The sequence below is a fragment of the Paenibacillus sp. IHB B 3415 genome (assembly GCF_000802655.2).
Lineage (GTDB): Bacteria > Bacillota > Bacilli > Paenibacillales > Paenibacillaceae > Paenibacillus_AQ > Paenibacillus_AQ phytohabitans.
Genome location: NZ_JUEI01000060.1, coordinates 52,510 through 79,174, shown reverse-complemented (window position 1 = coordinate 79,174; position 26,665 = coordinate 52,510). Strand labels below are relative to the sequence as shown.

Genomic DNA, 26,665 nt, shown 5'->3' with positions numbered 1-26,665 from the left:
AGTTCAATCTATATAGCAGTTAATGAACGCCCCCTTGTGCCTGCGGACAATGTAGATTAACTGTGGTATGCACGTTCTCTTACGAAACGTTCCAGCAGCGCCATGTATGCTTTTCCAACCTCTTCAATGCTGTACACCGTTCTTGCCTTCTGCTCACCCAAGGTCATCAAGCGTTCCCGCAGGGCGTTCTGTTCGAGCAGCAGGGCCACACGCCGGACACATTCCTCTTCATTTCCGGAAGCATACAGCGATACACTCAGCTCATCGTCCAGCAGCTCAGGCAATGCTCCGACCTCCGGCACGACAACCGGACACCGGCAGGCCATCGCCTCCAGGACGGTCATCCCGAAGGATTCATTGCTGGTAGTACTGACATACACCCCGCCACCCCCGGCAACCGCTGAATAATAATGGTGCATCTCTTCATAATCCACTTTGGGCAGCCACTCAAAATGCCGGATTCCCAGCTCCTGCACTCTCGCCCGGAGTTTGCCGGTAATTTCTTCGGGAGCGGTGTAACCGCCGACAAGCAGGAACTGCAGGTCCGGAAATTGTGTATTCAGCCTGCCTGCTATGTTCATGAAGGACTCCCAGTTTTTATGCCGGTCCAGCTTGCCTACCCACAGAATGGTAGGCGGCCGCTCGCCGGAGAGGGGTTCGTATTTGAATAATTCCGTATCCAGGCAGTTGTTAATATGAAAAGCATCTGTAATCCCGATTCCCTCCAGCATTTCCTTCATATAAGCAGAGGGTGTGATGACAAAGTGAAAGGGCAGGGTATCCCTGGATTCAGCCAGTATCCGCAAGGGCTCTTCATAGGTGGTGTGCACCTCGTGAATGATCAGCTTCCGTTCTTCCGCCGGGCCCAGCGCTTCATACAGCTCATAGGTATCAATAGTGATGATTACGTCAAAGTCATGCACCTTAATGTAGCTCCTGATTTCATCAGGTGTTCCGAGGATACGGACATGCGCATAGCCTTCAAAAGCGCCGGCCCCGCCGTAGTCCTCTAGAAAAGCAAAATGCACCTCCGCACGGCCGCGCAGAAACTTAAGCCTGTTCGCCAGCTGCGTGGTGACTCCGCCCAGCAGGCAAAATTTGTAGAAATATAGGATTTTCATGATTCCTCCTGACTTGCCGTCAAGGCCTGCATCCGGTACAGTGCGGTTGCTCTGGCAAAAAACAGTCCGCCTTCGCCGTCCAACGTAAGCAGCCGGGCATCTCCGTCCAGCACCTCAAGCCTGCCCTGGCGCACATCATATTGGAACAGTGTGTTCATTGCGGTCCCGTACAATATGCCTTCCCTGTACAGCAGCTCGTTACCTCCCCGCCAGAAGTGGGTCATTCCTTCCCAATCCACCGGGCATACCCGAATCGTCCTTTCAGTCTCCAGCGTGAACGGATTAAACAGGAAGAGCAGCCCTGCAGTGAGTCCCCATACCTTGCCCTCATCATCCAGCGCCAGCGCCGGGATGGACTTTTCTCCCGGTACCGGAACACCCTCCCAAACCTTGCGGCGGCTGTTCACATCCCAGATCATCAGGGACGCTTCCATCCGCTCCGGGGCGATTCCGAGTCCTCCCCAGACAGAGCCTCCGGCGAACAATACGTCTTTGCCAGCGGCCAATGACACGATGCTCTGCTGCGGCAGCAGCCCCCTGAACACTTCCCGCGCCCCGGTTCCGGGATGCAGCAGGGTTAATGCACCTCCATGCCGGCCGTAGGATGGTACGGTTCCGATAGCCAGCTCTTCTCCCGCCCGGGTCCAGGCAAAAGCACGGTCCTGTTCTTCGCCTTGCAGGGAGAAAGCCAGCCTGGGATTACGTCCGGGATTCCATTCCCGTGACGGGTCATAGGCGAAGATATTCGCTTTGGGGTACACTCCCAGATACATAATGCCGCCGGCTTCCATCATGCCCTCAATCTGCCCGATCCCCCGGCGGGAAATGATTTCCGAGGTGGCCGGATCGTAACTGGCCAGTCCGCCGGCGAAATAACCGCCGGTATACAATTTCCCTTCCGGCCCCCAGGCCAGGGACTGCAGGTGAACCGGCTGCCCCTGCCCGCCGGCGAAATAACCGCCGGTATACAATTTCCCTTCCGGCCCCCAGGCCAGGGACTGCAGGTGAACCGGCTGCCCCTGCAGCATGAAATCCATGACCGTGTGCCGGTCATGCTCCGGATCATAGATCCAGCAGGTCCCGTTCCTGTGCACACCTGCCAGGCAGCTTCCCTGCGGATTCAGCGGATGGCCCTCCAGCCAGCCGTAGTCTCCTGCCGGTTCCGGCATGGCAAATGAAGTAGGGGTAAGAACGCCTGTTGCCAATGCATAACGCTGCAGAACATCATCCTTAATGAAATAGATATTCCCGTGACGGTCAGGCGGTGACACACTGAGTCCACTTACATGATCGATAGAATTCTCCCACTGGTGCAGCTTCAGATCATAGATATATAATCTAGAACTCGGTGTTATCCGAATTATCAGCTTCCCGTGTACAATATTCAGATCATACACTAGCTGCTCTGTGCGGCTCTCTTCCGGCAGGCTGATCTCAGTCCGTTCACCTGTCTCTGTGTCCAGTTCCACAATATGCGGACACCGGGTTCCGGCCCCCACGTACAGCTTGCCCTCCAAGGCTTGCATGCACCGGGCATATTGCTCTCCGTCCACCATGGCGCCGTAATCTCTGAACTGTCCCGTGGACGGATTATATTGAAAGACTTTGCCGCCGGGATAGCAGCCTCCATAGATGTTGCCTGCGTTGTCGGCGGCAAGCCGCCAGGTGTAGAACTCGCCTGGAATCATCTCCCCCAGGTTCTCGATGCCCTGTTCATGCGTAAATCTGTATAGCATCCCGCTGCCGCCGATGTAGATTCCGCTGGCCGCCGCAACCACTCCCCAGCAATGATCCGAGCCTTCCAGCGCATATTGCTGCACCGGCTGGGTGCCAGCAGGATCAAGTACAAACAGCATGCAGGGACTGCCGGAGGATACGGCATAGATCCGGTCCTGCCCCTGCCGCTTGCCATAGGCCGATGCCCATACCGCAAGTCCGTTCAGCGGCTCGCCGATCCGCAGCGCCTCCATTCTCATTGCCCCTCCCGGGCTTGGGCTGCAGCAGGCTCTGCTTCTTGAACACCGGTTACAGGATAGGCGAGCACTGCTCCCAGCAGCTCTGCCGGAGATTGTCCATACTGTAAGAACGCATCGGCTGAACGCTCCAGAGGGAACACCTTGCTGATCAGCGGTCCTACCTGAATATCACCCTCAGCGATCAGCCGGATGTATTCCGCCATGTTTCGTCCTTCGGTCCAGCGGACGTAGCCATAAGGATAATCAATCCCTTGCTTTTCATAGACAGGATCGTAACGGCCCGGACCGCCTGCTCTGGAGATCAGCACCTGCGCTTCCTTCCCGAACATCAGCTCCCGTGAGAAGTCCGCCTTCACATCTCCGACCAGCAGCACCTTCCCCTGGTTCCTCACCCATTCCAGCGCCTGATCGACAAGCCCGCCGGATTTGCCCCCGGCACAGATCATTACGGCATCCGCTCCCATTCCTGCCGTCAATTGTTCCAGATGCGAGCTGACCTGCTCCGGACTCACTGCAATGTGGCGGATGCCAAGGCGCTCGGCGATGCTGCAGCGCGCTTCAAGCAGATCATAGACGATGACCCGGCAGCCGGCTGCCCTGGCAATTTGCGCAATCAGCTGGCCGAGAATCCCTGCTCCAATCAGCACCAGCGTCTCGCCGAACTGCAGGTCAGCCTGCCTTACGGCATGCACTGCGATGGCTCCAAGACCCACCGTTGACGCTTCCACCGGACTGACATGCTCCGGAACCGGCACCATGAGATGCTGTGGCATCAGCAGCCATTCTGCGTGTTTCGCATAAGGCCCCCCGTAACAGGCCACCCGCTGACCAACTGGCCAATGCTCCATTCCCTGTCCACGGGAGCGGATGATCCCTGCCGCACTATATCCGAGAACTATCGGTTTCGGGCGGTGAGCACCATTCATCATCATTTCTGTTCCGGGGCTGATGGCCGAATATTCAGTCTCAACGAGCACGAATCCGTCCTCCAGCTCCGGAGCGGGAATCTCAGCCACGTTAATTTCACCATTCTGGGATAGTACCGCCTTCATATAGCCTCTCTCCTCCCGACTGCTTCGCGCAGATTACGGTGCGAATGTTGTTTTCTCTATTTATGCTCTGTTTCTGCTCTGTTTCTGCTCCCTTACCCGTTTACTCTTTCAGTGCTCCGATCATGACGCCTTTGACGAAATACTTCTGCAAAAACGGATAGATCATCAGAATAGGCACCGTTGCGATAATAATGGTTGCGAATTTGATAGATTCACTGATGCGGAACACCTCATCCTGCGTAACACCCGCCAGCATATTCTGCGCGGAGGACTGAATCAGAATTTCCCGCAAAATCAGCTGCAGCGGAAACAGATCACGGTCCTGCAAATAAATCATCGCTGAGAACCAGCTGTTCCAGTGTCCCACCGCATAGAACAGCGTCATTACCGCCAGTACAGGCATCGATAACGGCAGTACAATCCGCAGCAGAATGCGGAAGTCATGGGCACCGTCGATTTTGGCCGATTCCACGAGGCTCTCCGGTATGGACTGGAAGAAGGTCCGCATTACGATCAGGTTAAAAGCACTGACCGCGCCCGGCAGCAGCAGCGCCCATCTTGTATCGTACAGTCCGAGCTCACGCACATTCAGATAGGCCGGAATCAGCCCCCCGCTGAAGAACATCGTAAACACGATGAACGCCATGATCAGACTGCGCCCCTCCAGATTCCTTCTGGACAGCGGATAAGCGCCAAGGGTGGTTAGAACCAAATTGATAAAAGTGCCCGCGATGACATAAATGACCGTATTCCCGTAAGCCGTCCAGATCCGCTGGTCCTCAAAAACCAGCTTATAAGCATCCACATTGAAGCCCTTCGGCCAGAAGCTGATCTCGCCGGCGGCTATGGCATGCGCATCACTGAACGAGGATACCAGTACATACCACATGGGATACAGGAACAGGAAGGAACAGAAGATTAGGAACAGAACATTGCAGCTGTCAAATATCACTTCCGGAATGCTGCGTTTGATTACCACTGTCTTCCCCTCCTAAGAGTTTTGTTAGGATGACTTCACTGATTCGCTTCGTACAAAACTAGCTTCGGAAGCGTACGCCTGAGTTTAATGGAGCTATACTTCCTGTGTGAACAGCGCAATTAAACTTGCTTCGGAAGCATAGCCCTTCTCACCATAAGCTGCTCTCGGTGGTCTTCCTGCTGATCCGGTTCGCCAGCACCAGCAGCGTAAAGTTGATCACGGAGTTGAACAGTCCCACCGCCGCCGAGAAGCTGTAATCAGCTTCCATGACACCGCGCCTGTAGACAAAGGTGGAGATGACGTCTGCCGTGACGTAGGTTCCCGGATTATACAGCAATATAATTTTGTCCCAGCCCACATTCAGCAGGGTCCCGACATTCAGAATCAACAGGATCAGCACTGTGGGCAGAATTCCCGGCAGTGTTATGTGTGTAAGCTGCTTCCAGCGTCCCGCCCCGTCCACCACAGCAGCCTCATAGAGGCTCGGGTTAATGCCGGACAAGGCTGCCAGATAGATAATAGAGTTCCAGCCAAGGCTCTGCCACATGCCTGAACCGACATAAATGGTGCGGAACCACTCCGGCAGGATCAGAAACTGAATTGGCTCAGAGATGATTCCGATGCCGAGCAGCAGGCTGTTGATAATACCTCCAGGCTTCGTGAAGTCAATAATCATGCCGCAGATGACAATTAGTGAAACAAAATGCGGAAGATATGACACCGTCTGCAGGAAAGACTTCAGCTTTTTGATCCGCAGCTCATTAAGCAATAGGGCGAAGACCAGCGAAGCCGGAAAAATGAAAAGCAGCGAATAAAAGCTCATTAGGAAGGTGTTCTTCAGCAAACGGAAGAAATAATAGCTCTCAAAAAACTTCTCGAAATTTTTGAAGCCCACCCAGGGGCTGCCGGCAACACCTGCGAAAGGATTGAAATCTTTGAAGGCGATTATCGCCCCGTACATCGGTTTGTATTCAAAGATGAGGAAATACAGCACAGTGGGCAGCAGCATGAGATAGAGATAACGGTTAGCCATCATACGCTTCAGCGAAAGGGAACTCCGTTTCGTCTGCTGTTTCCTGCTTTTGGCCTTGATTGCATTTACGGGTACTGCCATAGGGGGCTCCTTTCCCGGACAGAGGCGAGGGTACCGGTTATCTTAGTGCCAGGAGGCTGCCGGAATTTCCGCAGCCCGCCTGGCTAAGACAACCCTGCTCCGCTTATTTTCCTTTAAAACGCTCATATGCAGCCTGGTACTGCTTCAGCACCTCGCCAATCCCCATTTGCTCCAGCTGCTTCATGACTTTGTCATAATCATCGAAGCTCTGGCGTCCCATAATCTGGGCATTGATCGTTTCAGCCACATAGGTCTGAATGTCAGCCATAAGTGGAACCACAATTTCATTTTCTTCAGCCGTGAATTGTACTGGCGGCAGCTTCGCGTCAAAGTCAATATAGTCCTTGTAAATTTCCAGCGGATTCTCCGTTTGTCCGTTCGCTTCACGGATCTGTTCGGCATAACGGGTATCGGCCACTGTAGCCCAGCTTCCGCCGCCGATGGTATGATTCAGCAGCTCCTGCGTATTGGTCAGCCCGTTCGTAGGATGAGTAACCTCTTCCTTATATACCGGCTCGCCGTTCACCAGATCATAAGATTTGCCTTCCACCCCGAAATTGTTCAGCAGAATGCCTTCTTCAGAATACTGGTAGTCCAGCCACTTCATCACTTCTTCGGGATGTGCAGTCTTCGAGGATACAGCAAGTCCATGGGCCGCAGCCTGCCAGCGGAAGGAGACATGGCGCTGATCACCGTTTGGCCCCTTTGGAGGAATGGCTGCTGCAATTTTGAAGGTGTCATGCTTGCCTTCCATCAGCGTTGTGAAGTTCCCCATGTAGGACCCCGACCAGCCGAACCAGGCACCAGCCACATCCGTGGTCACCTTCTCGGTCAGCGTCTGGAACGTCGTGTCCACCAGATAGTTCGGGTCCAGCAGCTGTTCTTCATATAGACGGTTCAGATAGGCAACAACATCCTTGAACCGCGGATCATTAGGCCCGAATTTCACTTCACCGTTATCAACGAAGAACCCGTATTCGACACCAAAGGCCGGCGCGAACAGCATCATAATGTTCTCCAGATTGACGGTGACGAGCGGAATTTCATCTTTTTTTCCGTTACCATTGGGATCCTGCTCCCTAAAGGCTTTAAGCATGTTATACCAGTCTTCTGTAGTTTGCGGCATCTGGAGTCCCAGCTTCTCCACCCAGTCACTGCGGACCTGAGGGAACATTTGGGTCAAATCCTGGGAATCGAGTACGAGGTTCGGCAGATAATAGATATGCCCTTCAGGCGAGGTGATTTGTCCCCGGATATCCGGGTGGTCATCGAGGAGCTTTTTGAAGTTTGGTGCGTATTGGTCAATCAGATCTTCCAGCGGAAGGAGCGCTCCCTGAGCGCCGTATTTGCCGGAGTCCGTCCCCCACAGATCGTTATAGATGACATCCGGAAGCTTGCCGGAGGACATCAGCAGACTGAATGCTTCTGCGCTGGCTTCTGTACTGTGCTGAAAGTTGATATGAATGTTGGTGTTCTCTTCCATTTGCTGAAAGGAATATTTCTCATTAAAATCGGTTCCCCGGAAATTACCCCCGCTTGGGGACCAAAGGGACAGCTCCAGCTTGTCCGCCACAATCGGCACCTGAAGGCCGCCAACGGACCGGCTTCCTTCTACAGGAGCAGCCGTTTCACTCTGAGTACCCGAAGAGGCCGATGGTTCAGCGGCGTTGCTTCCATTATTGTTTGACCCTCCACAGGCGGACACCAGTGTAACGAGCAGTGTCAGGACCGGCAACAGCAGAGCTAGCTTCCTTTTAGCAACATTCATAATTCAGCCCCCTATTAATAAGTAAAAGTAAGATAGTTCCTATGAGACATTTACTAACACACGATAAGGGAATCAACAGTACATCAACATTTCATTTTTACGGAATAGCCATCAGCGCCTTTCCTCTTGATTTTCTCCTTCAGCCTGTCCGTCTTTCAATAATTGTGACGTTTTCCTCATTCTTGACTTCTTTTTGATTCATATTGAAGCTGTTCAGATCTATACTTTTGCATTACTGATATACATCTGATGTATTTATTATATTTTCACCTTCCATTGAAGTCAATTAAATTTTGACTATTTATCAGCATTTATGTAATTATACATCACATTAATATTTCATCAATCGAATTTTTCCTCTTGATATTGTGAAAAAGCTAACATGATTTGATATGAAATGGCTCATGGTTTTCATTTCACGTTTTCTTTTTACACCTTTTCTAGTAGTAAACACAGCAAAAAAAGCGTAATAATAGCAGAATCCTGCTATCATCACGCTTAATCTCCGATCCAGAACCGCTGCAGCCGCACTCAGGTGGGCGTGTCCGTTGCCCTATCCGCCTTCGCCCTGTTTTCTTCTGCAATCAGCCGGCCCATTTCCTCATACATAGAGGTCTCATCAATCATTCTGGACCAATACGCATTCAAAAGCTTGCGGAAGCTTTGCAGTACAGCAATAGGAAGCCCCAGATCTCTGAGGTATGAAAATGTCGGAAATAGCTCTCTGTACATCAGATATCTCGAAGGACGGTTCAAATGATCATCTACGGCCATTTCAGCAATCCGTTTGCGTGCCGGAATACTGACCGAACGTTCGCGGATCATCCGTTGCGCCTCGGCCGAGGCCAGAAAGCTGACGAATTGCCGCGCAGCCTCTTTCTGCCGGGAATTCCCCACTACCGCCGCACCGATGGTGACGAGCAGTGTTTTTTGCGGGTCCCTGGCTTTGAGCGTAGGCAGCGGGGCCAAGTCATAGTCCAGGGATAGGTCCTTGAATTCGTTCAGATTGTAGTAGGTCGCCAGGATCATCGATACCTGCTCCTGGACAAACAGCGATATCGTTTCATCCTCATGATTGCCGGCCAGGTATTTGGGGAAGATCTGATGATTGTTCACCAGCCTGCTGTATATATCCAGACTATTGGCGGTCTCGGGACTCAGTGTGGGATGGTGTCCTCCGTCCTCCGTGATCCGGATTCCGCTCTGCAGCAGAAACACCGAATAGCGGTTCTCGGAGGCGGGTACAAAATACACGGCATGGCGCCCCCGTTTCTCCGACAGCTGCCGGGCCGACTCCATCAGATCATCCCAGGTCCAGTAACTGTCCGGTTCAGGCAGGTCAGCCTCACGGAAATGGGCTTTGTTATAGCAGAGCACCACCGGGGAGAAGGAAATCGGGTAAGCAAACAGCTGTCCCTCATGCAAAAAAGCTTCGCTGGTAATCGGATACAGTCCCGGATCGGGCTCCAGCGCCTCCAGCAGCTCTGCGGACCCGTTCTCGGCCATCTCCTGAAACTGGGTGCTGTTAAGGGACAACACATCCAGCATTCCGTTATTAATCAGCTCCAAGGCCGAATTCACATGATCGAAGTCATTCAAGGCGAGCGGCAGAACATGAATTCCGGGATGCAGCCGGTGGAATTCTGCTATGAGATCGTCCAGCTTGAAGTCCTTGGTCAGGGAAGAGCTGCAGCCGAAATGGATGCGGATCCGCTCCCTGACCGACTCCATTACCACGCTGCCTACACGGTCAATCTTCAGAATCAGACCTTCTTGTACAAGGACATCCAGTCCTCTGCGGACGGATTTGTTACTGAGCTCAAACTGTTTGGCCAGCAGGCTCTCGGCAGGAAGATACGCTCCCGGCTGCAGATTACCGCTAAGAATATCTGTGCGGAGCTTGCTTACCATATAATCCAGTCTTTCCCGGAAGGACTGACGTCCTGATTTATTATTCATGTATTATTCTCCCTGCACCACTTAAATTTACATCATCACCTTTTTATTGTGCTTCAACATTGAAAGGTTGTCAAACGCAAATCGGGCTGTTACGTCCACATAGTAGTATTCTAATTTAATAGTGAAGGTATAGACGTAATGCCTTTTTAGCGCATATTGTTCTCCTGCCTCACTGGAAAATACAAAAAACCGATCCAGCCGGATCGGAGTTTGAGTTGTTTCTTATGTTGTATCCCTAAACCTCACTTAACCTCTCAACCGCCTGCTGCTCATCCGCCAGGAAAAAAATATCTTTCCCGTTATTGCATTCATAGATGAAATCGCGCAGACTCCGGCTGGTATAGCCGCTGAAATCTCCTACCACTGCTGCCTTTACATGATAATTAATAAACTTCTGCAAAATCTCGCCGGCCAGCCGGGTCTTCAAATCAAAAAAGCTTTCGCTGAGCAGAGCTTTATGAAGGACAATCCGGTCACAATCCACTTCATACCGTACCGTTGCCATTAAATCCAGCGCATCCTGAACATCACTGACTAAGGTCTCGCTGCCGCTCACTACGGCTATCTTTCTTCCGCCATGTATTACTGTTGCTATATTCATCATCAGCCTCCGGTGAATAATTAATATCTATCATTGTACTACAACACATGCTTCAATTCTGTAAAGGCATTCGTTCGTCTGACTGTGTCCCGAATCTCCGCCTCTTCATCTCCCCACGTTAGCCAGTAATCGCGTATAATAGACACTACCAAAATTCACAGCAAAGGATCTGAAACGCATGAACCTGAGTATGAACTGGATTACGCTCAGAGTGCGCGATCTGGAGGCTTCCCTTGATTTCTATCACAGGATTCTGGGAATTCCGGTTGAGCGCAGATTTGAGAGCAGAGGAAGACAAATTGTCATGCTTGGCGCAGAAGGACAACCGAAGATCGAACTTATTCAGGGAAGTGACACGGCGTTGAAGCCGGAGTGCGGTGTTTCAGTAGGTTTCGAGGCAGGTTCACTGGACGAGGCTATGAAGGAGCTGAGTAACGAGGGAATTCCGGTTGCACGCGGACCCGTCTCGCCGAATCCGCATCTGCGGTTCTTTTATATTCTGGACCCGGACGGCTTCGAAGTACAGATTGCGGAGCACAGCTAATATGTCAGCAGAGCATCGGCTCTCCTGTTAATTGGAGAATCGCTGCTCTGCGTTTTTGGTCATTTGCAGCTTGTTGTTCTAATAACATTCGGCTCATCTACCCTACCGTTGGCACATTGTATTCGGTTTTTCGCATACATTCGGCTCGTCTACACTATCTTTGGCACATTGTATTCGGTTTTTCGCATACATTCGGCTCGTCTCCACTCTCGTTCTCTTAAGCCCCCTGATCAAGGCGTACGCACATTGTATTCGGTTTTTCGCATTCGGCTCATCTACACTATCTTTGGCACATTGTATTCGGTTTTTCGCATACATTCGGCTCGTCTACACTATCTTTGGCACATTGTATTCGGTTTTTCGCATACATTCGGCTCATCTACCCTACCGTTGACACATTGTATTCAGTTTTTCACATACATTTGGCTCATTTACCCTATCGTTGACACATTGTATTCGGTTTTTCGCATTCGGCTCATCTACACTATCTTTGGCACATTGTATTCGGTTTTTCGCATACATTCGGCTCGTCTCCACTCTCGTTCTCTTAAGCCCCCTGATCAAGGCGTACGAAGCAGCAGATTGTACCCCGCACATTGTATTCGGTTTTTCGCATTCGGCTCATCTACACTATCTTTGGCACATTGTATTCGGTTTTTCGCATACATTCGGCTCGTCTCCACTCTCGTTCTCTTAAGCCCCCTGATCAAGGCGTACGAAGCAGCAGATTGTACCCCGGGTCGGCGGCTTAAAACCGTTTCTAAAAAAATCTAGCGTCCCCAAGTTCAGGTTTGGGCCTACCAGTCGCCGAGTTCCATAGAGTGTCAGGCTCTTAGCAAGAAATGCACTTTCAGCCGAATCAAAGGGATTTATCCCTTAAATTTCCCCGTACAGCCTACTTCTGGAGATTCCAATATAAAAGAGCTGTCCCAAGCAGCCATTTCCTGGCTTTTGGGACAACCCTTTTTTGAAGATAAATAATATTTCTATTATTTCTCAAGCAGCAAAGACACTACCTTCGCACATTCCGCCCGATTCGCGAATGCCTGAGGCATGTAGAATCCGTAAGAATTACCTTCGAGGAAGCCGAGCGATTCAGCAGCACCAACTGCATCCGCTGCCCATCTGTCGATCTTGTCTGCATCGGCAAATGCTGTCAGTGAGACTAACGGCGTTGTAATTCCAGTGTGAATCTCGTAGGCTCTCATCAGAATCACCGCCATCTCTTGACGCGTAATCTGCGCTTCGGGTGCGAAATTCCCTCCAGTGTACCCCTTCACTAGTCCGGCTTCATAAGCCGCAGCAACCTCTCTTCCATACCACTTCGTAGTGTCTACATCACTAAATGGACTAGCGTCAGCATTCTTCACTCCGAGTGCGCGGACGAGCATTGAAACAAATTCGGCACGGGTCACTTCTCTCTTAGGTACGAAGGAGCTCTCACTAATGCCTTCGATAATATGCTTGGCGGCAACTTCCTTAATGACATTGTATGCCCAATACTTGCTGTCAACGTCTGCAAAGGTCTTGTCGTATTCCAGTACAGCATACTTGCTGAAGTGGTTTACTTGTGCGGTCATCCACTCTTGTTCTAGGGTTCCTCCAGCATATTCAAGCTTGCCATCGTCCGCGATATTGTAGACTCCGAGCAGCTGCGGATTTCCGTTGTCCCGGACCTTCAGGCGAAGTGTAACAGGTTCCGCGAATTGCGTCATTGGAGTCCTTGTCCCGTCCGGATTAACGATAGACAGATTGAAGTTATACACTTCTCCAGCCAGCTTCAGATCAGCGTCATTCTTGTTATTCGCCTGCTGTAATAGCACAGACTTGTCTTCAGAAGACAATGCGGTCCATCCAAAGGAAAGCATTCTACCCGAAAGGTTCTCTCCAGCCAACGCTTGGAGCGCCTTCAGAACCTGCCCTGGAATCTCTACAACTGCATCTTTAGCTTCCACTCTCAGTACGTTTGTCCCATTGATTGCTGCTGCATTCGCAGGGAGCCGTATTTCTTTAACGCCGTCCGCAATCGAAATTACAATTCGGCTCTCTGTATTCGCTTCCGGGTTAGCCAGGACTTTAATGTCCGGCTGCGGCGTTGGTTGCGGTGTCGCCTGCGGAGCTGTCCACACAGTATTGGAGTCAGGTGTTGCATTAGATACCGGACTTGCTGTTGGACTCGCTGTTGGAGTCGCTGTTGGACTCGCTATTGGACTTGCTGTTGGACTTGGCACAGGGGTTCCTGCCGGAGCCGGTGTAGGCTCACCTGGAACCTCAGGAGATGAACCGCTATTGCGCACAAATGTCACATCATCCAGGTAGCCGTAATGATTATCCGTATTGGTTTTAACTGTGAAGCCCAATAATGCAATTCCGTCATCTCCGACATGTACATGGTTCAGCGTTAACGTCCGGGGATTCTGCCAGGCGCTGCCTGAATATGTGATTGGGACAGAATAGGTCTGCCCCTCTGAAGCGATATACATGATGGAGCCGGATGCCGGTTCGCCTTTATCCCCGAACACTTTAGCTTGCAGCGTATAGGTCCCGGATTCAAGTCCTGAGAAGCCATGTGTAAGTGTGAAATCGATCGGCTTATCATCACCATAATCGAATCCGCCTGAAGCGCTGCTGTCTCCGAACGTCGAAGGCCTGGTTCCATTCAGATACCAATCGGCAATTGATCCGTTCACTGTGAGGTTCGACGTCTGAACCGCACCAGCTTTCTTAATAAGCTTGAAATCGTCAATATTTCCCCACTGCCCGCCGGAATATTTCAGATTAGCACCTATGCTGAGAGTTCCGTCTGTTACTTCAATCGTATCAATCGTTGGATTAGACCATTGCTGCCAGCCTGTATTTACAAAACTCTGCTTCTGATCTCCAGCATAAATCTCGGCGATCCCTTCGTCTCCACCACCCGAGACCCAGGCTGATAATTGATAGGTTCCATTCTCAAGCCCGTTGATCGTCTGGGATATTTGAATTTCAGCAGCCGGCGCACTCCAGTAATGCAATGCAGAGGAACCCGAATGTACGTCGGAATCTGTACTTACCGCGTCCGCATCACCCGTAATGGTCCAGGCATTTAATCCATCTTCGAACCCAGGGTTCTGGATGAAGCTTGCACTTGGCACTACAGTAATTTCAGCCGCATCTGTAAATCCGCCGTCGTAAGTAACCGCTGTTACTGTGGCCGTCCCGGCAGCAAGTCCGGAAACAGTCCCTTTATAGGGGTCTACTTTTACAATATTGGGATTAGAGCTTGTAAAGGTTACGCCTTTATAGGTTGCATTATCAGGACTGATCATTGCCTTTATGCTGCCGGTGCCCCCTACTTCAAGCGAATCCGTGTGCTTATCCAGAGTAAGTGATTGCACTGGATAACGGTTGATTTCAGCAGCCCCGTCAATAAATGCATCCATGGCAAAGGAAGGCGTACCATCCGGGTTCCACGCTGACAGCGGATATCCGAAATAAACCCCTTCAGGCGCCCAATAAAAAACACCTGTTCCCTGCCCGTCCGGCACCGCCTTCAATTGATTCTGAACAGCTACGAGCATGTTGTATACATTATCCGCGTTTCTGCTGACGTCCCCGCCAACCTCTACAATCATGACTTCCTTACCGTATTTTTCAGCAATCGCGTTCATGTTGGAGGATAGTTCATCAATGGAGGAAGTGAAGACCGAATCCGGATAATAGGATAGCCCAATGATGTCGTAATCACTGTCCTTAAGACCCGCTCCCACCAGACCGGCATAGAACGAATCCACACCACTATCTGCACCATTGGCTCTATGAATGATGATCTTAGCACCAGGGAAAACCGCTTTGGCCGCACCGGATCCGGCTTGAATTAACTGAACAAGATTAGCGGTATTGCTGTAGCTTCCAAGCGGATGCATCATTCCGTTATTAATCTCATTGCCAATTTGTACCCACTCCGGAGTTACGCCTGCTGTCTTCAATGCATTCATGACTTCAGAAGTATATTCCGATACATGTGCCTTTAACTGCTCCAGATTGTCATTGGCCCATGCTGCAGGTGTAACCTGTTTCCCGGGATCGGCCCAGGAATCACTATAGTGTAAATCAATCATAATCCTGAACCCGAGAGCGCTTACACGAGAAGCCAAAGCAACGACTTCTTCTGTACTGTTATGTCCATTGGAAGGATCATCCGACGGATTCACAAAAGCCCGCAAGCGTATCGAATCTATTCCATGATCCTTTAAGATCTGAAGAAGATCCTGCTCCGTGCCTTGATCATTGTAGAATTTATACCCCTGGGCTTCCATTTGGGGCAGCCAGCTGACGTCAGCACCTTTAGCGAATGAATTAGGAATGGATGAAGCGTTCACCTTCAAAGGTTGACCCAAGGCCGTCATAGACATCAGGATTGCGATTATAAGAAGTTTAGCAAGTATGCGTTGTCCTTTTTTCATCAAATTTCCTCCTTTATTAGTATTTCTCACAGCACTACACCCCATGAATAAGCGCTTTCATAAAAATAACCCTCTGATCTTCCTTCAGCTTCTCCCTTCCTCTCACCTTTCTCTGGATAGTATAGACCAACGCAATACCCGCAGATAATTAGGCAAAACAACGAAAACATATACATATTCAATTTTTTTCCTGTATTTTTAACGGATTTCTAATCTCCAGCTTGTTCCTTGTACTTCTCCAGACAGCAAAAAAACGGCATCTCTGCCGTTTCTTGTGTAATGGACTCTCAGGGGCTCGAACCCTGGACAAATAGATTAAGAGTCTACTGCTCTACCAACTGAGCTAAGAGTCCGTATGTGTCTATGTATTCTGATCTACAAGACGATAATCTCTAAGCTGTCAACGCCCGCTCTCCTTGTACTTCTCCAGACAGCAAAAAAACGGCATCTCTGCCGTTTCTTGTGTAATGGACTCTCAGGGGCTCGAACCCTGGACAAATAGATTAAGAGTCTACTGCTCTACCAACTGAGCTAAGAGTCCGTATGTGTCTATGTATTCTGATCTACAAGACGATAATCTCTAAGCTGTCAACGCCCGCTCAAAAGATACTTTCATAGTATACTTAATATAACTGCCCCTGTCAACAAATAATTATATTTCCTCTTGCTCAGCTGCTAACCGCTACAGTACAAAGCCCTGAAGCACCTTGTACTGTGCAGTTTATTTCATATTCAGCTTACCCTCGGACAATCTGTGAACTTACTCTACACACGGTTCTTCCGGATCATCACATAATAAATCGGGAGTCCGGCCAGCGTAATGCCGATCCCCACCAGCGAACGCAGCGGATCACTGATGATCGTGCTGGCCAGAATATAGATTCCGCCTCCCACGCCAAGTATCGGGGTGAACGGGTAGAGCCGCACGCGGTAGCGGCCTTGTTCATGCGGCATTTTCTTGCGCAGGATGAACACGCCGAACACACCCATCGTAAAGAAAATCCACAGGACAAACACCAGCAGGTCTGTCAGCGTATTAAAGGTACCGGAGAAAATGTAGATCACCGCCAGCACACTTTGAAAAATAAGCGCATTCGCCGGGGTCTGGAACTTCGGATGAATACTGCTGAGCACCCGGGAAAATGGAATCTGCCGCTTCTCCCCCATTGCCTGCGGCACCCGCGCAGCGGTCATCAGATACCCATTCAGTGCTCCTAATACGGAGACAATGATGCCTGCTGTAATAAAAGCTCCGCCGCCGCTGCCGAACAGCGCTTCTGCCGCATCTGCACCCGGAGTCTGGGAGGAAATAATCTGATCATAGGGCAGCGCTTTGAACACTGCAATGTTGAACAGTACATACACGGCAATTACAAAAATAACGCCGATCGAAATGACCTTTGGCAGCGTTTTGGCCGGATTGTTGATTTCACCCGCCATATTGGTCACGCTGATCCAGCCGTCATACGCCCAGAGTGTGCCCAGAACCGCCGCCCCGAAGCCCGCGCCTGCCGCTGATGCACTGATTCCTCCAAAGCCGGGAGCCAGATCCGAGAACAAACCTACGCCCACGATCCCCGCTACCGGAATCAGCTTACCCACAGTTGCCACAGTCTGGATGATTCCGCCGAACCTTGTGGCGATGACGTTCATCAGCAGAATGAAAGCCAGAATGCCCACGGCCAGCAGCTTCTGCTGCCAGTGATTCAGCGGCAGGAAGTAGCCGGAGTATGTGGCAAAAGCAATCGCCAGCGCGGCAACAGAAGCCGGATAGGAAATCACCGCCTGCACCCAGCCGAGCAGGTAGCCGAATACCCCGCCATACAATTCACTTAAATATGTATACAAACCTCCTGACTTCGGAATCGCGGCAGCAATTTCCGCCACGCTGAGCGCCGAAGCCAATGTAATAATCCCACCGACGCCCCAGGCCAGGATACTCATCCATGGAGTTCCCGCGTTATTCAGCACAATCCCGGGCTTCAGAAAGATCCCCGATCCGATAATCATCCCGACCACAAGGGCCAGGGCTTGCATGAAAGTGATACTTTTGGTTAACGGCTTCGAATTCATAATGTGATTCATTGTCCTTCCATTCTCAGGTTTTTATTTATCAAACGTCCTCCAGGCTAAGTTCAACTCTGCACGCCTCTATTCCCCAGAACAAATCTCTGATGAGGGTAATTGAATTCTTCCACCAGCTCCGCTTCGGTAAACCCGATTATTCTATACAATGAACGCGGGGCAATCCCCTTGCTGTCATTCTCCCTAAAGGTTATTACAGAGATATCCGTATCCTCCGGAAATAACGACAGCATCCGCTGAATCATAGCTTCAGCAATACCTTGTCTCCGGTGTTCAGGATGGACAGCCATACAGGAGAGGCACTTGGCATTATATGAAAATAACAGTAGTCCAACTACCTCATTGGCAAGCTTGGCACACACCGCAGTACGCCTGTTCATATTCTTAATTACCGTCTGCCTGTAGCCTGCCAGTAATTCATCCGTATCTATACCCGGAAAGTTATCGCGGACGATATCAATCATGTGCATCCAGGAATCGAGATCAGTTAATTCAGCTAACTCCACAGTGTATTGTCCCTTCATTCTACATCCCTCCAGAATGGCATTGTCGCATGGAATAATAAGAAATACCATTACAAAGTTAACAGGCCATGTGAAAATTACATGCAGCACAAAAAAAGGAGCGAATGAATCGCCCCTTCTCCCTGTATATTCTTATTGCGGAAGCAGCATGCGGAACAGCAGAGCCGCCATCTCCTGTTTGCTCAGCGCACGTTGTGAACCGTAGTCGGACATGCCGTAAGGCTCCGTAACCTCCGGTCCATGCAGCTTCCAGCTAACGATTGAACGGACAGCATCGGCAGCCCACTTCGACGTACCCGGTGCAAGCACGGCTGTAGAACCCGGTACCCTGATCCCTGTTGCTGTAAGCAGGCGGTAGACGATTGCCGCTGCTTCTTCGCGCAGAATCGGACGGTCCGGCTCGAACAACCCGTTGCCGGTTCCATTCAGCATGCCAGCCTCGACAGCAGCTTGAATATCCTGTTGGTATGGTGAATTACCGGTGTCCTTGAATAAGGACGGATTCGATGACTCCGGGATGCTCCATATCGTATTAAACGTATGGATGAACGCTCCGCGGGTAACTTTTTGCTCAGGCTCAAACGGCTCCGAAAGCTCCTCTGTCAAGAAGCCCAGTGACCGCAGGCTCAGAATATAGCCGGCATACGGATGATTGGCCGGCACATCCGGAAATCCGGCTGGATTCTCCGGGAGTTTGGAAGCGTAGCTATATAGATTGGAGTATTTCATATAGAGGATATGACCTTCATTATCCGCTTTGAAGGCCAGCGGATTCCCCTCCTCATCCACGAACAGCAGCTCGCCAATCTGCTTCAACTGATGACGGCTGAGCACATCACTCACCGTTAGGGTACCGTCTGCGTTTGCTTGAACTTTCGTCAGCAGTTTAATTCTTAGATCGGAGTACAAGCCCTCGAACCTGGCCAGTTCCTCCGCAGCCTGTATCTGATACCCCTTCGGTTCATACGGCGATTGTCCCTCTGCATAATAGTGATTCATAAATGCGGTGAACAGATCATTACGCAAATCCTGATTGGTATTGTATGAAACGAAGACTCCAGTACGCCGGTCAGGCAGAATCCACAGCAGAGAGCTATAACCTAGAATGTCTCCGCCTTTGGAGATCACCTTCTCCCCTTTCGTCCGGGCCGGGATTACAGGCGATTCAAAGCCATAGGTCGTATCCGGCAAATCGGGATGAATAACCATCCGGTAGGAAGACATCGCCTTAACCGATTCCCCGGACAGGATTACAGTACCGTCAGCAGCCTTGCCGCCATTCAGAAAAGCTTCCATGAATAGCGCCATATCAGATGCGGTTGATAACATGCTGCCTTCAGGCCACTCCGCCGGAGAGAAGCCGTATAGCGGTATAGCGCCGCCCTCCCCGTCATAGGAAGGTACGAGCCGGTCTGCCAATTCAGGAGTTACACTGAAGCTGCTTGAATTCATGCCAAGCGGCTTAAACAGATGGTTCTCCACATAGCTCCCGAAGGATTCTCCGCTTACCTGCTGCACGATATACCCCTGTAGTCTGGAAGCGAAATTATCGTACATGTAAGAGGCTCCCGGCTCGCGGACCACAGGAGGAAAGACATCATAGATGCTTTCCTTTAAAGAAACCGGCTTACGGGAAGTGTCGTACAGATAGCTGGCGTCGGCAGGTTCGCGTACTTCAAAACCTGTCGTATGCGTCAACAGATGTTCTACCGTTACCGGAGTATCATAAGGATTCATTAGTGTGTAGCCGTCCAGGTATTTTTCAATATTGTCCTGAAGTGAGATCTTCCCTTGATCGACCAGCTGCATAATGGCAGCTGCAGTGAACACCTTGGACACGGAGCCGATCCGGAACGTATCCCTGCTTGCATCTACCCCTGACTTCGCTGATTTGCCGGTTACCCCATATCCCTTAGAGACGAGGGTTTCCCCGTCCTGAACGACTGAGACCGCAGCAGCTCCGGCTTTCGCCTTAACATCCGCTCTGGCAAAAAAACCATCCAGAAACGCCTCGACTTCCTTCGCATCATGAGGGCCATTCTGTACATCTGCAGCGGCAGCGCTGCTGAGTTCGGCATGCAGTTTGATGGAGGCTGGACTCAATGAAGATTCCGGCTGCTGAGCATAGGCACTTCCTGCATTAACAAAACCCAGTATAAGCAGAGCGCTTAGAATGCCGGACTTGATACGGGTGTTATCCCTTTTGTTATTCCTTTTGATATTACCTTTTTTCAACTGCAGCCTCTCCCTAATGTCCTTAAATTTGGAGTTCCCAAGACGGAGTGAAGCGTCCGTTCCAGCCAACTCCTTCATTGTAGGGGTTCGGGCAAGCACTGTCGTGCGATTCGGCTGCGAATTAAGAGGTCTCATGTGACATTGTTGTCACTTGCAGGCTTCAAGCTCCGTAAGTCTCTCTTAAGAACTTCACAGATTGCTCAATGAATTCCTTCAGGACAACGGCATCAATATCGTCCAGCTTGTTTACGTATACACAGGCTTTGCCCGCCGTGTGCTTCCCCAGCCTCTGCAGCAGCTCTTCCCGCTGGTCATCACCCGTTGCAAAGTATAGGCTGATCTTCGCTTTTCTCGGCGAGAAGCCTACCAGCGGTGCATCCCCTTCATGCCCTGTTGCATACTTGTAGTGGTACGTTCCGAAACCAATAATGCTCGGGCCCCACATTTTCGCCGGATACCCCGTAGTTTCGCTGAAAATATCTAATAATTTATAAGCATCCTCACGTTTCCCCGGACTCTCTATTTGTTCAATAAACTGGGTGACGCTCTGCTCAGTCTCTTTCGTTTTCTGCTCGTACATAGGTGATTCACTCCTTTAATATATGTTCAACACGAACATTCCCCGCCATCCTGTCTCTCCCTGTTAATTTCCCACCACTATATCACATTCTTGTTATTCCAAAACAGCAGCTCACCAAGTCAAGTTTGGTTATAAACAAATTCCCCATTGCAACATCCAATCCCTGGAATATACTTAGATGTATCGTGCCAGCAGCCATTGCCATCCTGATTGGCATATGCTTGTCACAGTGAAAGCGCTTAGATATTTATTTGAGCCATACACGGCACTACTAAATTTTAAGGAGGCATAGTATGCTGCACACTCCAGGTAATACCGACTGTTCACCGGCAGAGGTAGGTTATGACGCTTCACGAATCGGTGTTTTGCACAGCCATTTCCAGAATCTGATTGATGACAAGAAGATCCAGGCTGCCTCTTACTGCGTATCCAGATACGGCAAGACATTCATGCATGGTGCCATAGGCCCCCGCTCGTACCGTGAGGACCGGACGGAACCGCTTTTACCGGCAACGGTCCATAATATCGCATCCATTACCAAAGCCATTACATCAGTAGCCATTGCTAAGCTTGTTGAGGACGGATTCATCCGCTTGGACATTCCTGTCGGGACAATTCTGGAGCCCTTTAACGTGGAGCCATTCAGCAAAATCGATATCTACAGCCTGCTGACCCATACCTCGGGCCTGTTTCCCGACTGTGCCGGCAGCATGATCCCCTACCATAAGTCTTACTGGCAGCTGATCGGCGAGTACTTCGACAAGTATAATCCTGAGGACGGTAAGCCCGACTGGATTTCAGCTGCACTGAGCTGCGGGGTTAATAAAAAGGTTGGCGAGGAGTGGCAATATTGCTCATTCGGCTTCTGTATCCTCGGTGAGATTATTAAGAAAATCACTGGCGTTACCGCCGAGCAGTACATAGAGGAGCAGATTCTGAAGCCGCTCGGAATGAAGGATACGATGTGGGAACCAACTCCGGAGCTGGCTGCACGCTTCATTATAAGAAACGAAAGAAAAGAAATGCGGCTCCATGACCTGATCCATGGTACTCAGCCAGAACTCTCTCCGGCAGAAAAGCTGTGGGAGACGGTGTCCAGTACCGGCGGAGGCCTGGTCTCTACACCCGCCGATCTCATCTTGTTCGCCAATATGCTGCTGGGCATGGGCACGCTGGGCGATACCCGGATTGTGGGCCGCAAGGCCGTCGAGAAGCTCACCACCCGCACCCTCTATGGCGTGCCCGATTACTGCTGGGGTAACAATGTCAAAGACCGGAGCTACGGGATTGGACTGGATATGAGACAAGGTCCTGCCTTCCTTTACTCTGAGGGCAGTTACTTTCATGAAGGTGCAGGTGCCTGCTGCATGGCTATCGACCCTGCAGAGCAGCTTGCTGCGGTATGGTTCGTGCCTTTCACTGACGATAACTGGTATGCGGAAGGGCTGTTCAATGTAACCAATATTATCTGGTCAGGACTGATCTAAATGAACCGCCTTAAGCATAACTGGCTTGTTTGCCGCTCGGTAGCGGAGGTGACCTATAAAGAGTGGAGTGCCTACCGTACCCATTCCCTGGTTTCCGTTATCGTCGGCCCTGTATATTTCATGGTGCAATATTTCATCTGGACAGCGGTATATGGCGGGCAAGCTACACTGGGGGGAATGGATCTCCACCAGATGATCCGCTATTTCGGGGCAACGGCGCTGATCGGTTATCTGATTATGGATTTTGCCGACTGGAACCTGTCCATGCTCGTGCGCACCGGCAAGTTTCTGACCTTTCATCTGCGGCCGGTTCATCACCGTTCCTTCGCCTTGTTCCAGAAGATCGGGCACCGCTTCCTGGGCTTCCTGTTTGAATTTGTGCCCTGCCTTTTCATTTTTATTTTTATATTCGGAATCGATATGCGGCCGGCAAGCCTCCCGTGGACACTATTGTCTGTGCTGCTTGCCTTTCTGATGAATTTCTATGTGAACTATATGATTGGCCTGACTTCGTTCTGGCTTGTGCAGTCAGCCGGAATACGCAGCGCGTTCATGCTGGTGTCGGCTATTTTCTCAGGGGCGCTCATTCCGCTCGCCTTCTTCCCGCACTGGCTGCAGGTCATCCAGTTCTTCCTGCCGTTCCAATACATCGCCTACATGCCGGCAATGGTGTTCACCGGGCATTATTCGCTCGGCGGCCTGGAGCTGTCCATTCCGCAGGCGGTAGGACTGCAGGCCGTGGCAGTGCTGGTTACTTTCGGACTTAACGAGGCTATCCGCCGCCAGGCCATGAAGCAATTCACGGCTGTCGGCGCGTGAATGCCCTGATGAAAGGACAATTCTCAACATGAAACGGTATCTGGAAGTGTATAAGCAGTGTATGTACTCCGCTGTTCAATCGGCTGCGGCCTACCGGATGAACTTCATCGTCAGCAGCCTGATCACGCTGGCCGGCAACATTCTCTTTCCGCTGGTGACCCTGCTGATCTACAGGGCAGGCACCAGCTTCCCGGGCTGGAGCCTGTATGAAGTGCTGCTGATCCAGTCTGTGTTCACCATGTCCAGCGGCCTCTCCAGCCTTGTCTTCGGCGGGGTTCTCTGGACCACCATGTCGCATGTTCGCGAGGGCAGCTTCGAGGTGATTCTGCTTAAACCGCTGAACCCGCTGTTTTTCATTGTGGCTACGACATTTTCTACCGAAAGTATCGGCCTGTTCCTGGGCGGTGTGGCGCTGTTCATCTTCTCGGCTGTGCATGTTGGCGCCATTTCGGCCTTATCCTGGCTGCAGTTCGCCGGGATGTTCATCGCCGGTTCGGCGGTCCTGGCCGGATTATCCCTGATGATGGCTGCGATGTCCTTCAAATGGGTAGGCAATTCGCGAATTTCCGAGCTTGCGGACAGCGTGCTGCAAGTCGGCAAATATCCGCTGCCGATATTCCCTCAGGCTGTGCAGGCCGTAGCCACGATGATCATTCCTGTGGGCATGGTAGGCTTCCTCCCGGCGTCCGCTTTACTGGGACGGGTGCAAGCGAGCGATTTCGCGGCGATTGTGCCCTGCTTTTTATTTATGGCAGCAGCCGTATGGGTGTACCGGCATATGATCAGATTGTACGAGGGGGTTGGCGGATAATGCCCGTTATAGATGTGAAGCATTTGACCAAGACATATACAACCTATAAGCGGGGCGCAGGCCTGGGCCAGACCCTGCGGAGCTTCTTTCAGCGCGAGGAGGTTGTGGTCAACGCCGTTAACGATATCAGCTTCGCCATTGAGCAGGGGGAAATCTGCGGTATTCTGGGTCCCAACGGGGCTGGCAAATCCACAGCGATCAAAATGCTCTGCGGCGCGCTCTACCCCACAAGTGGAGAAATTCAGGTGCTCGGGTATTCGCCGGCCCGGGACAGGAGACATTATGTCGGTCAGATCGGGGCCGTCTTCGGCCAGAAATCCCAGCTGATCTGGGATATCCCGCCCATTGACAGCTTCAACATGAACAAGGCGATCTACGGAATCAGCACTCCGGATTTCAAGAATCGTCTGGACGAGCTGACGGAGCTGCTGGATATTGCCCATGTCATCGAAAAGCCTACCCGCGTACTGTCTCTCGGTGAACGCATGAAATGCGAATTCGTCATGGCAATGCTCCACGGTCCGGAAATTCTGTTCCTCGATGAGCCGACTATTGGCCTGGATGTGATCGCCAAGGTCAAGATCCGCGAATTCATCCGCCAGATGAATCAGAAACAGAATATGACCTGTATCCTGACGACCCATGATCTTGAGGATGTGGAGGAGCTTGCCCACCGGGTAATTGTCATTAACCACGGAGACAAGGTATTTGATGATTCACTTCAGCAGTTGAAGCTGTTTCTGGGGGAGAAGAAGCGGGTGAGCTTTACTTTTGCAGAGTCTGCCAAGGACACTGTCTTCAGCAATGCCTATACCCGGGTGATCGAGCAGCCGTCTGATTTTCAGATTACGCTTGAAGTGGACACGGCACAGATATCCATCAGTGATTTTCTGGAGAATATCTCCCGGAAGCACCAGTTTTCCGACATCTCCGTCAAGGAACTGCCGATCCAGCAGGTGGTCATGAATATCTATGAGAATGCGAAAGCTTAATGTACAAAAGCAGAATGGGCCGTCACAGGGATGTGATCGGCCCATTCTGCTATATTCGGGACAAACCTCTTACTTCACAGCAGCCAGCTCGGACGCAGCTTCTCGGCCCCGTCCCGACCGCAATGAACTTTGCGAAGCCCGCCCATGACATCCATGCTGGGCACCGGCAACAGGTTATCGGAGCCAAATATGCTTAACGTGTTATATAAAGTAACATCAAAAATATTTTTTCTAATATTTATACATGATTAATGCATAATTATAGATTTATTTTACATAAAAGTAAAAATATCATTTTGACATTTATGATTTATGTCATATATAATTACATTGAATTTAAAATAAAAGGAGGTCACTTATGAATTTTATTCACAAAAGAAGTCTACGTCTCTTCACCGCCCTACTTGTTCTCTTCACCATGCTGTCATTCCCTTCCATCACGAAGGCCGCCGAAGTCAGCGTACCCGGGAAAATTATTCCTAATGTCGTAGTGGTAGGCGTCGGCGGAACGATCACCTCCACTTCGCCTTCCAGAGAACTGTTTCAGACTTACGGCACACCCAAGGTACCGATTAATGATATTATCCAAAGATTACAGCCCGAGCTATCCAAAGTAGCTAATGTCACCAGCACTGAGCTAAGCAACATCAGTTCGGCGCAAACCACCTCCAAGGACTTATATAACCTCACGATCGCTATCGATAAGGAACTGGCCAATCCGGCTGTTAATGCAGTAGTTGTTACTACCGGCACCAACATCATGGAAGAGCTGGCCTACTGGACCGATCTCACCGTCCGCAGTCCGAAGCCCGTTATCTTCACAGGGTCCATGAGACAATCCAATACCATCTCCTTCGACGGGGAAGCCAATCTGCTGAATGCTATCCGGCTGGCAGCAAGTCAGAAAACAGCCTACTATGGCACTGTTTTGATGATGAACGATGAATTTTTCGCCGCAAGAGAAGTCACCAAGACAGATGCCCTGCGTCTGGATACCTTTGACGGGGGCCGGTACGGTGCTCTGGGAACGGTAGACGAGAACCGGATTCGTGCCGTTCGTGCTCCAGCCCGCGTCAAGGATGCCGGAACGGATAAGTGGAAGACTCCATTTGATCTCAGCACGATCCAGCCAGAGGACCTGGCTAAGGTTGACGTTGTATACAGCTACACGGAAGCCTCCGCAACCCCCATCACTGCCTTGGCCGATGAAGGGGTTAAAGGGATTGTAACTGCGGGTCACGGTGCCGGCGGTATCTCCACCGCACAGCAAGCCGCCCGCACAGCGGCAATCGAGAAGGGCGTCCTGTTCGTCAGCGCGACTCGCGCGGGTTCAGGGGCGGTATATGACACTGGAGCCAAAGGAATCATAGGCGCAGGCGACCTGCTCCCGCAGAAAGCGAGAATCCTGCTTCAGCTCGGCCTCACCTTCTCCAAGGATCAGGAACAGATCCGTCAGTGGTTCTCTACGATCGGCATGCCGGATTTCGATATGAGCAAATAGTCGCCGGCAGTCTAAACGAATTTGCAAAAAACAGCCCTCCCCCCGTCAGAAGACGGAAGGAAGGGCTGTTTT

19 protein-coding genes and 2 tRNA genes are annotated in these 26,665 nt (G+C 51.0%); 6 read left to right on the top strand and 15 right to left on the bottom strand.

Translation table 11 applies throughout. The features are described 5' to 3' along the window. Positions 1 to 56 precede the first annotated feature (56 nt). From QW71_RS24425 to QW71_RS24390, 8 genes are all read right to left on the bottom strand, one after another. Positions 57 to 1,121, bottom strand: a complete 1,065-nt coding sequence (locus QW71_RS24425; RefSeq protein WP_039305123.1) for a glycosyltransferase family 4 protein — start codon at positions 1,119 to 1,121, stop codon at positions 57 to 59. Continuing rightward, positions 1,118 to 3,097, bottom strand: coding sequence for a WD40 repeat domain-containing protein (locus QW71_RS24420; RefSeq protein WP_235441534.1), 1,980 nt, complete (start codon positions 3,095 to 3,097; stop codon positions 1,118 to 1,120). The genes QW71_RS24425 and QW71_RS24420 overlap by 4 nt, the downstream gene beginning before the upstream one ends. After that, positions 3,094 to 4,149, bottom strand: a complete 1,056-nt coding sequence (locus QW71_RS24415) for a zinc-binding alcohol dehydrogenase (protein WP_039305117.1) — start codon at positions 4,147 to 4,149, stop codon at positions 3,094 to 3,096. The genes QW71_RS24420 and QW71_RS24415 overlap by 4 nt, the downstream gene beginning before the upstream one ends. Positions 4,150 to 4,249: 100 nt before the next feature. Continuing rightward, a complete protein-coding gene (locus QW71_RS24410; RefSeq protein WP_039305114.1) occupies positions 4,250 to 5,128 on the bottom strand; it encodes a carbohydrate ABC transporter permease in 879 nt (292 codons plus the stop codon). A gap of 148 nt (positions 5,129 to 5,276) precedes the next feature. Next, positions 5,277 to 6,242: a sugar ABC transporter permease gene (locus tag QW71_RS24405; RefSeq protein ID WP_039305112.1), complete on the bottom strand. Its 966-nt coding sequence runs from the start codon at positions 6,240 to 6,242 to the stop codon at positions 5,277 to 5,279. Positions 6,243 to 6,345: 103 nt separating this feature from the next. Continuing rightward, positions 6,346 to 8,010, bottom strand: a complete 1,665-nt coding sequence (locus tag QW71_RS24400; RefSeq protein WP_039305109.1) for an extracellular solute-binding protein — start codon at positions 8,008 to 8,010, stop codon at positions 6,346 to 6,348. Positions 8,011 to 8,541: 531 nt separating this feature from the next. Next, a complete protein-coding gene (locus QW71_RS24395) occupies positions 8,542 to 9,969 on the bottom strand; it encodes an extracellular solute-binding protein (protein ID WP_039305106.1) in 1,428 nt (475 codons plus the stop codon). Between the two features lie 235 nt (positions 9,970 to 10,204). Further along, a complete protein-coding gene (locus QW71_RS24390) occupies positions 10,205 to 10,570 on the bottom strand; it encodes a DUF4180 domain-containing protein (RefSeq protein ID WP_039305103.1) in 366 nt (121 codons plus the stop codon). A gap of 178 nt (positions 10,571 to 10,748) precedes the next feature. On the opposite strand from QW71_RS24390, the gene QW71_RS24385 reads away from it, so the two are divergent. After that, positions 10,749 to 11,114, top strand: a complete 366-nt coding sequence (locus tag QW71_RS24385) for a VOC family protein (protein ID WP_052770159.1) — start codon at positions 10,749 to 10,751, stop codon at positions 11,112 to 11,114. A 989-nt stretch (positions 11,115 to 12,103) separates the two neighbouring features. On the opposite strand, the gene QW71_RS41855 is transcribed toward QW71_RS24385, so the two are convergent. The 7 genes from QW71_RS41855 to QW71_RS24350 all read right to left on the bottom strand — a co-directional run bounded on the left by QW71_RS41855 (position 12,104) and on the right by QW71_RS24350 (position 20,983). Further along, on the bottom strand, positions 12,104 to 15,559 hold the full coding sequence (locus QW71_RS41855; RefSeq protein ID WP_063776467.1) for a glycosyl hydrolase 53 family protein: 3,456 nt from the start codon (positions 15,557 to 15,559) through the stop codon (positions 12,104 to 12,106). A gap of 280 nt (positions 15,560 to 15,839) precedes the next feature. Next, positions 15,840 to 15,912, bottom strand: a tRNA-Lys gene (locus QW71_RS24375). Between the two features lie 115 nt (positions 15,913 to 16,027). Then, positions 16,028 to 16,100, bottom strand: a tRNA-Lys gene (locus tag QW71_RS24370). Between the two features lie 224 nt (positions 16,101 to 16,324). Next, a complete protein-coding gene (locus QW71_RS24365; RefSeq protein WP_200905970.1) occupies positions 16,325 to 17,644 on the bottom strand; it encodes an APC family permease in 1,320 nt (439 codons plus the stop codon). Positions 17,645 to 17,694: 50 nt separating this feature from the next. Beyond that, on the bottom strand, positions 17,695 to 18,168 hold the full coding sequence (locus tag QW71_RS24360) for a GNAT family N-acetyltransferase (RefSeq protein WP_039305100.1): 474 nt from the start codon (positions 18,166 to 18,168) through the stop codon (positions 17,695 to 17,697). 132 nt (positions 18,169 to 18,300) lie between these two features. Then, on the bottom strand, positions 18,301 to 20,403 hold the full coding sequence (locus tag QW71_RS24355) for a serine hydrolase (RefSeq protein WP_052770158.1): 2,103 nt from the start codon (positions 20,401 to 20,403) through the stop codon (positions 18,301 to 18,303). A 160-nt stretch (positions 20,404 to 20,563) separates the two neighbouring features. Next, positions 20,564 to 20,983 carry a DUF1801 domain-containing protein gene (locus QW71_RS24350; protein ID WP_039305097.1) on the bottom strand — a complete coding sequence of 140 codons (420 nt, stop codon included), beginning with the start codon at positions 20,981 to 20,983 and terminating at the stop codon, positions 20,564 to 20,566. Positions 20,984 to 21,276: 293 nt separating this feature from the next. Here QW71_RS24350 and QW71_RS24345 point away from each other — a divergent pair, with 293 nt between their 5' ends. From QW71_RS24345 to QW71_RS24320, 5 genes are all read left to right on the top strand, one after another. Then, a complete protein-coding gene (locus tag QW71_RS24345; RefSeq protein ID WP_039305094.1) occupies positions 21,277 to 22,470 on the top strand; it encodes a serine hydrolase in 1,194 nt (397 codons plus the stop codon). Beyond that, positions 22,471 to 23,289 (top strand): ABC-2 family transporter protein, encoded by an 819-nt coding sequence (locus QW71_RS24340; RefSeq protein ID WP_039305091.1) that lies wholly within the window; start codon positions 22,471 to 22,473, stop codon positions 23,287 to 23,289. It begins immediately after the preceding gene. A gap of 28 nt (positions 23,290 to 23,317) precedes the next feature. Beyond that, positions 23,318 to 24,100 carry an ABC transporter permease gene (locus QW71_RS24335; protein WP_047013950.1) on the top strand — a complete coding sequence of 261 codons (783 nt, stop codon included), beginning with the start codon at positions 23,318 to 23,320 and terminating at the stop codon, positions 24,098 to 24,100. Continuing rightward, on the top strand, positions 24,100 to 25,092 hold the full coding sequence (locus tag QW71_RS24330) for an ATP-binding cassette domain-containing protein (protein WP_039305089.1): 993 nt from the start codon (positions 24,100 to 24,102) through the stop codon (positions 25,090 to 25,092). The genes QW71_RS24335 and QW71_RS24330 overlap by 1 nt, the downstream gene beginning before the upstream one ends. A gap of 358 nt (positions 25,093 to 25,450) precedes the next feature. Continuing rightward, a complete protein-coding gene (locus tag QW71_RS24320) occupies positions 25,451 to 26,593 on the top strand; it encodes an asparaginase (protein ID WP_052770157.1) in 1,143 nt (380 codons plus the stop codon). The last annotated feature ends 72 nt before the right edge of the window (positions 26,594 to 26,665 follow it).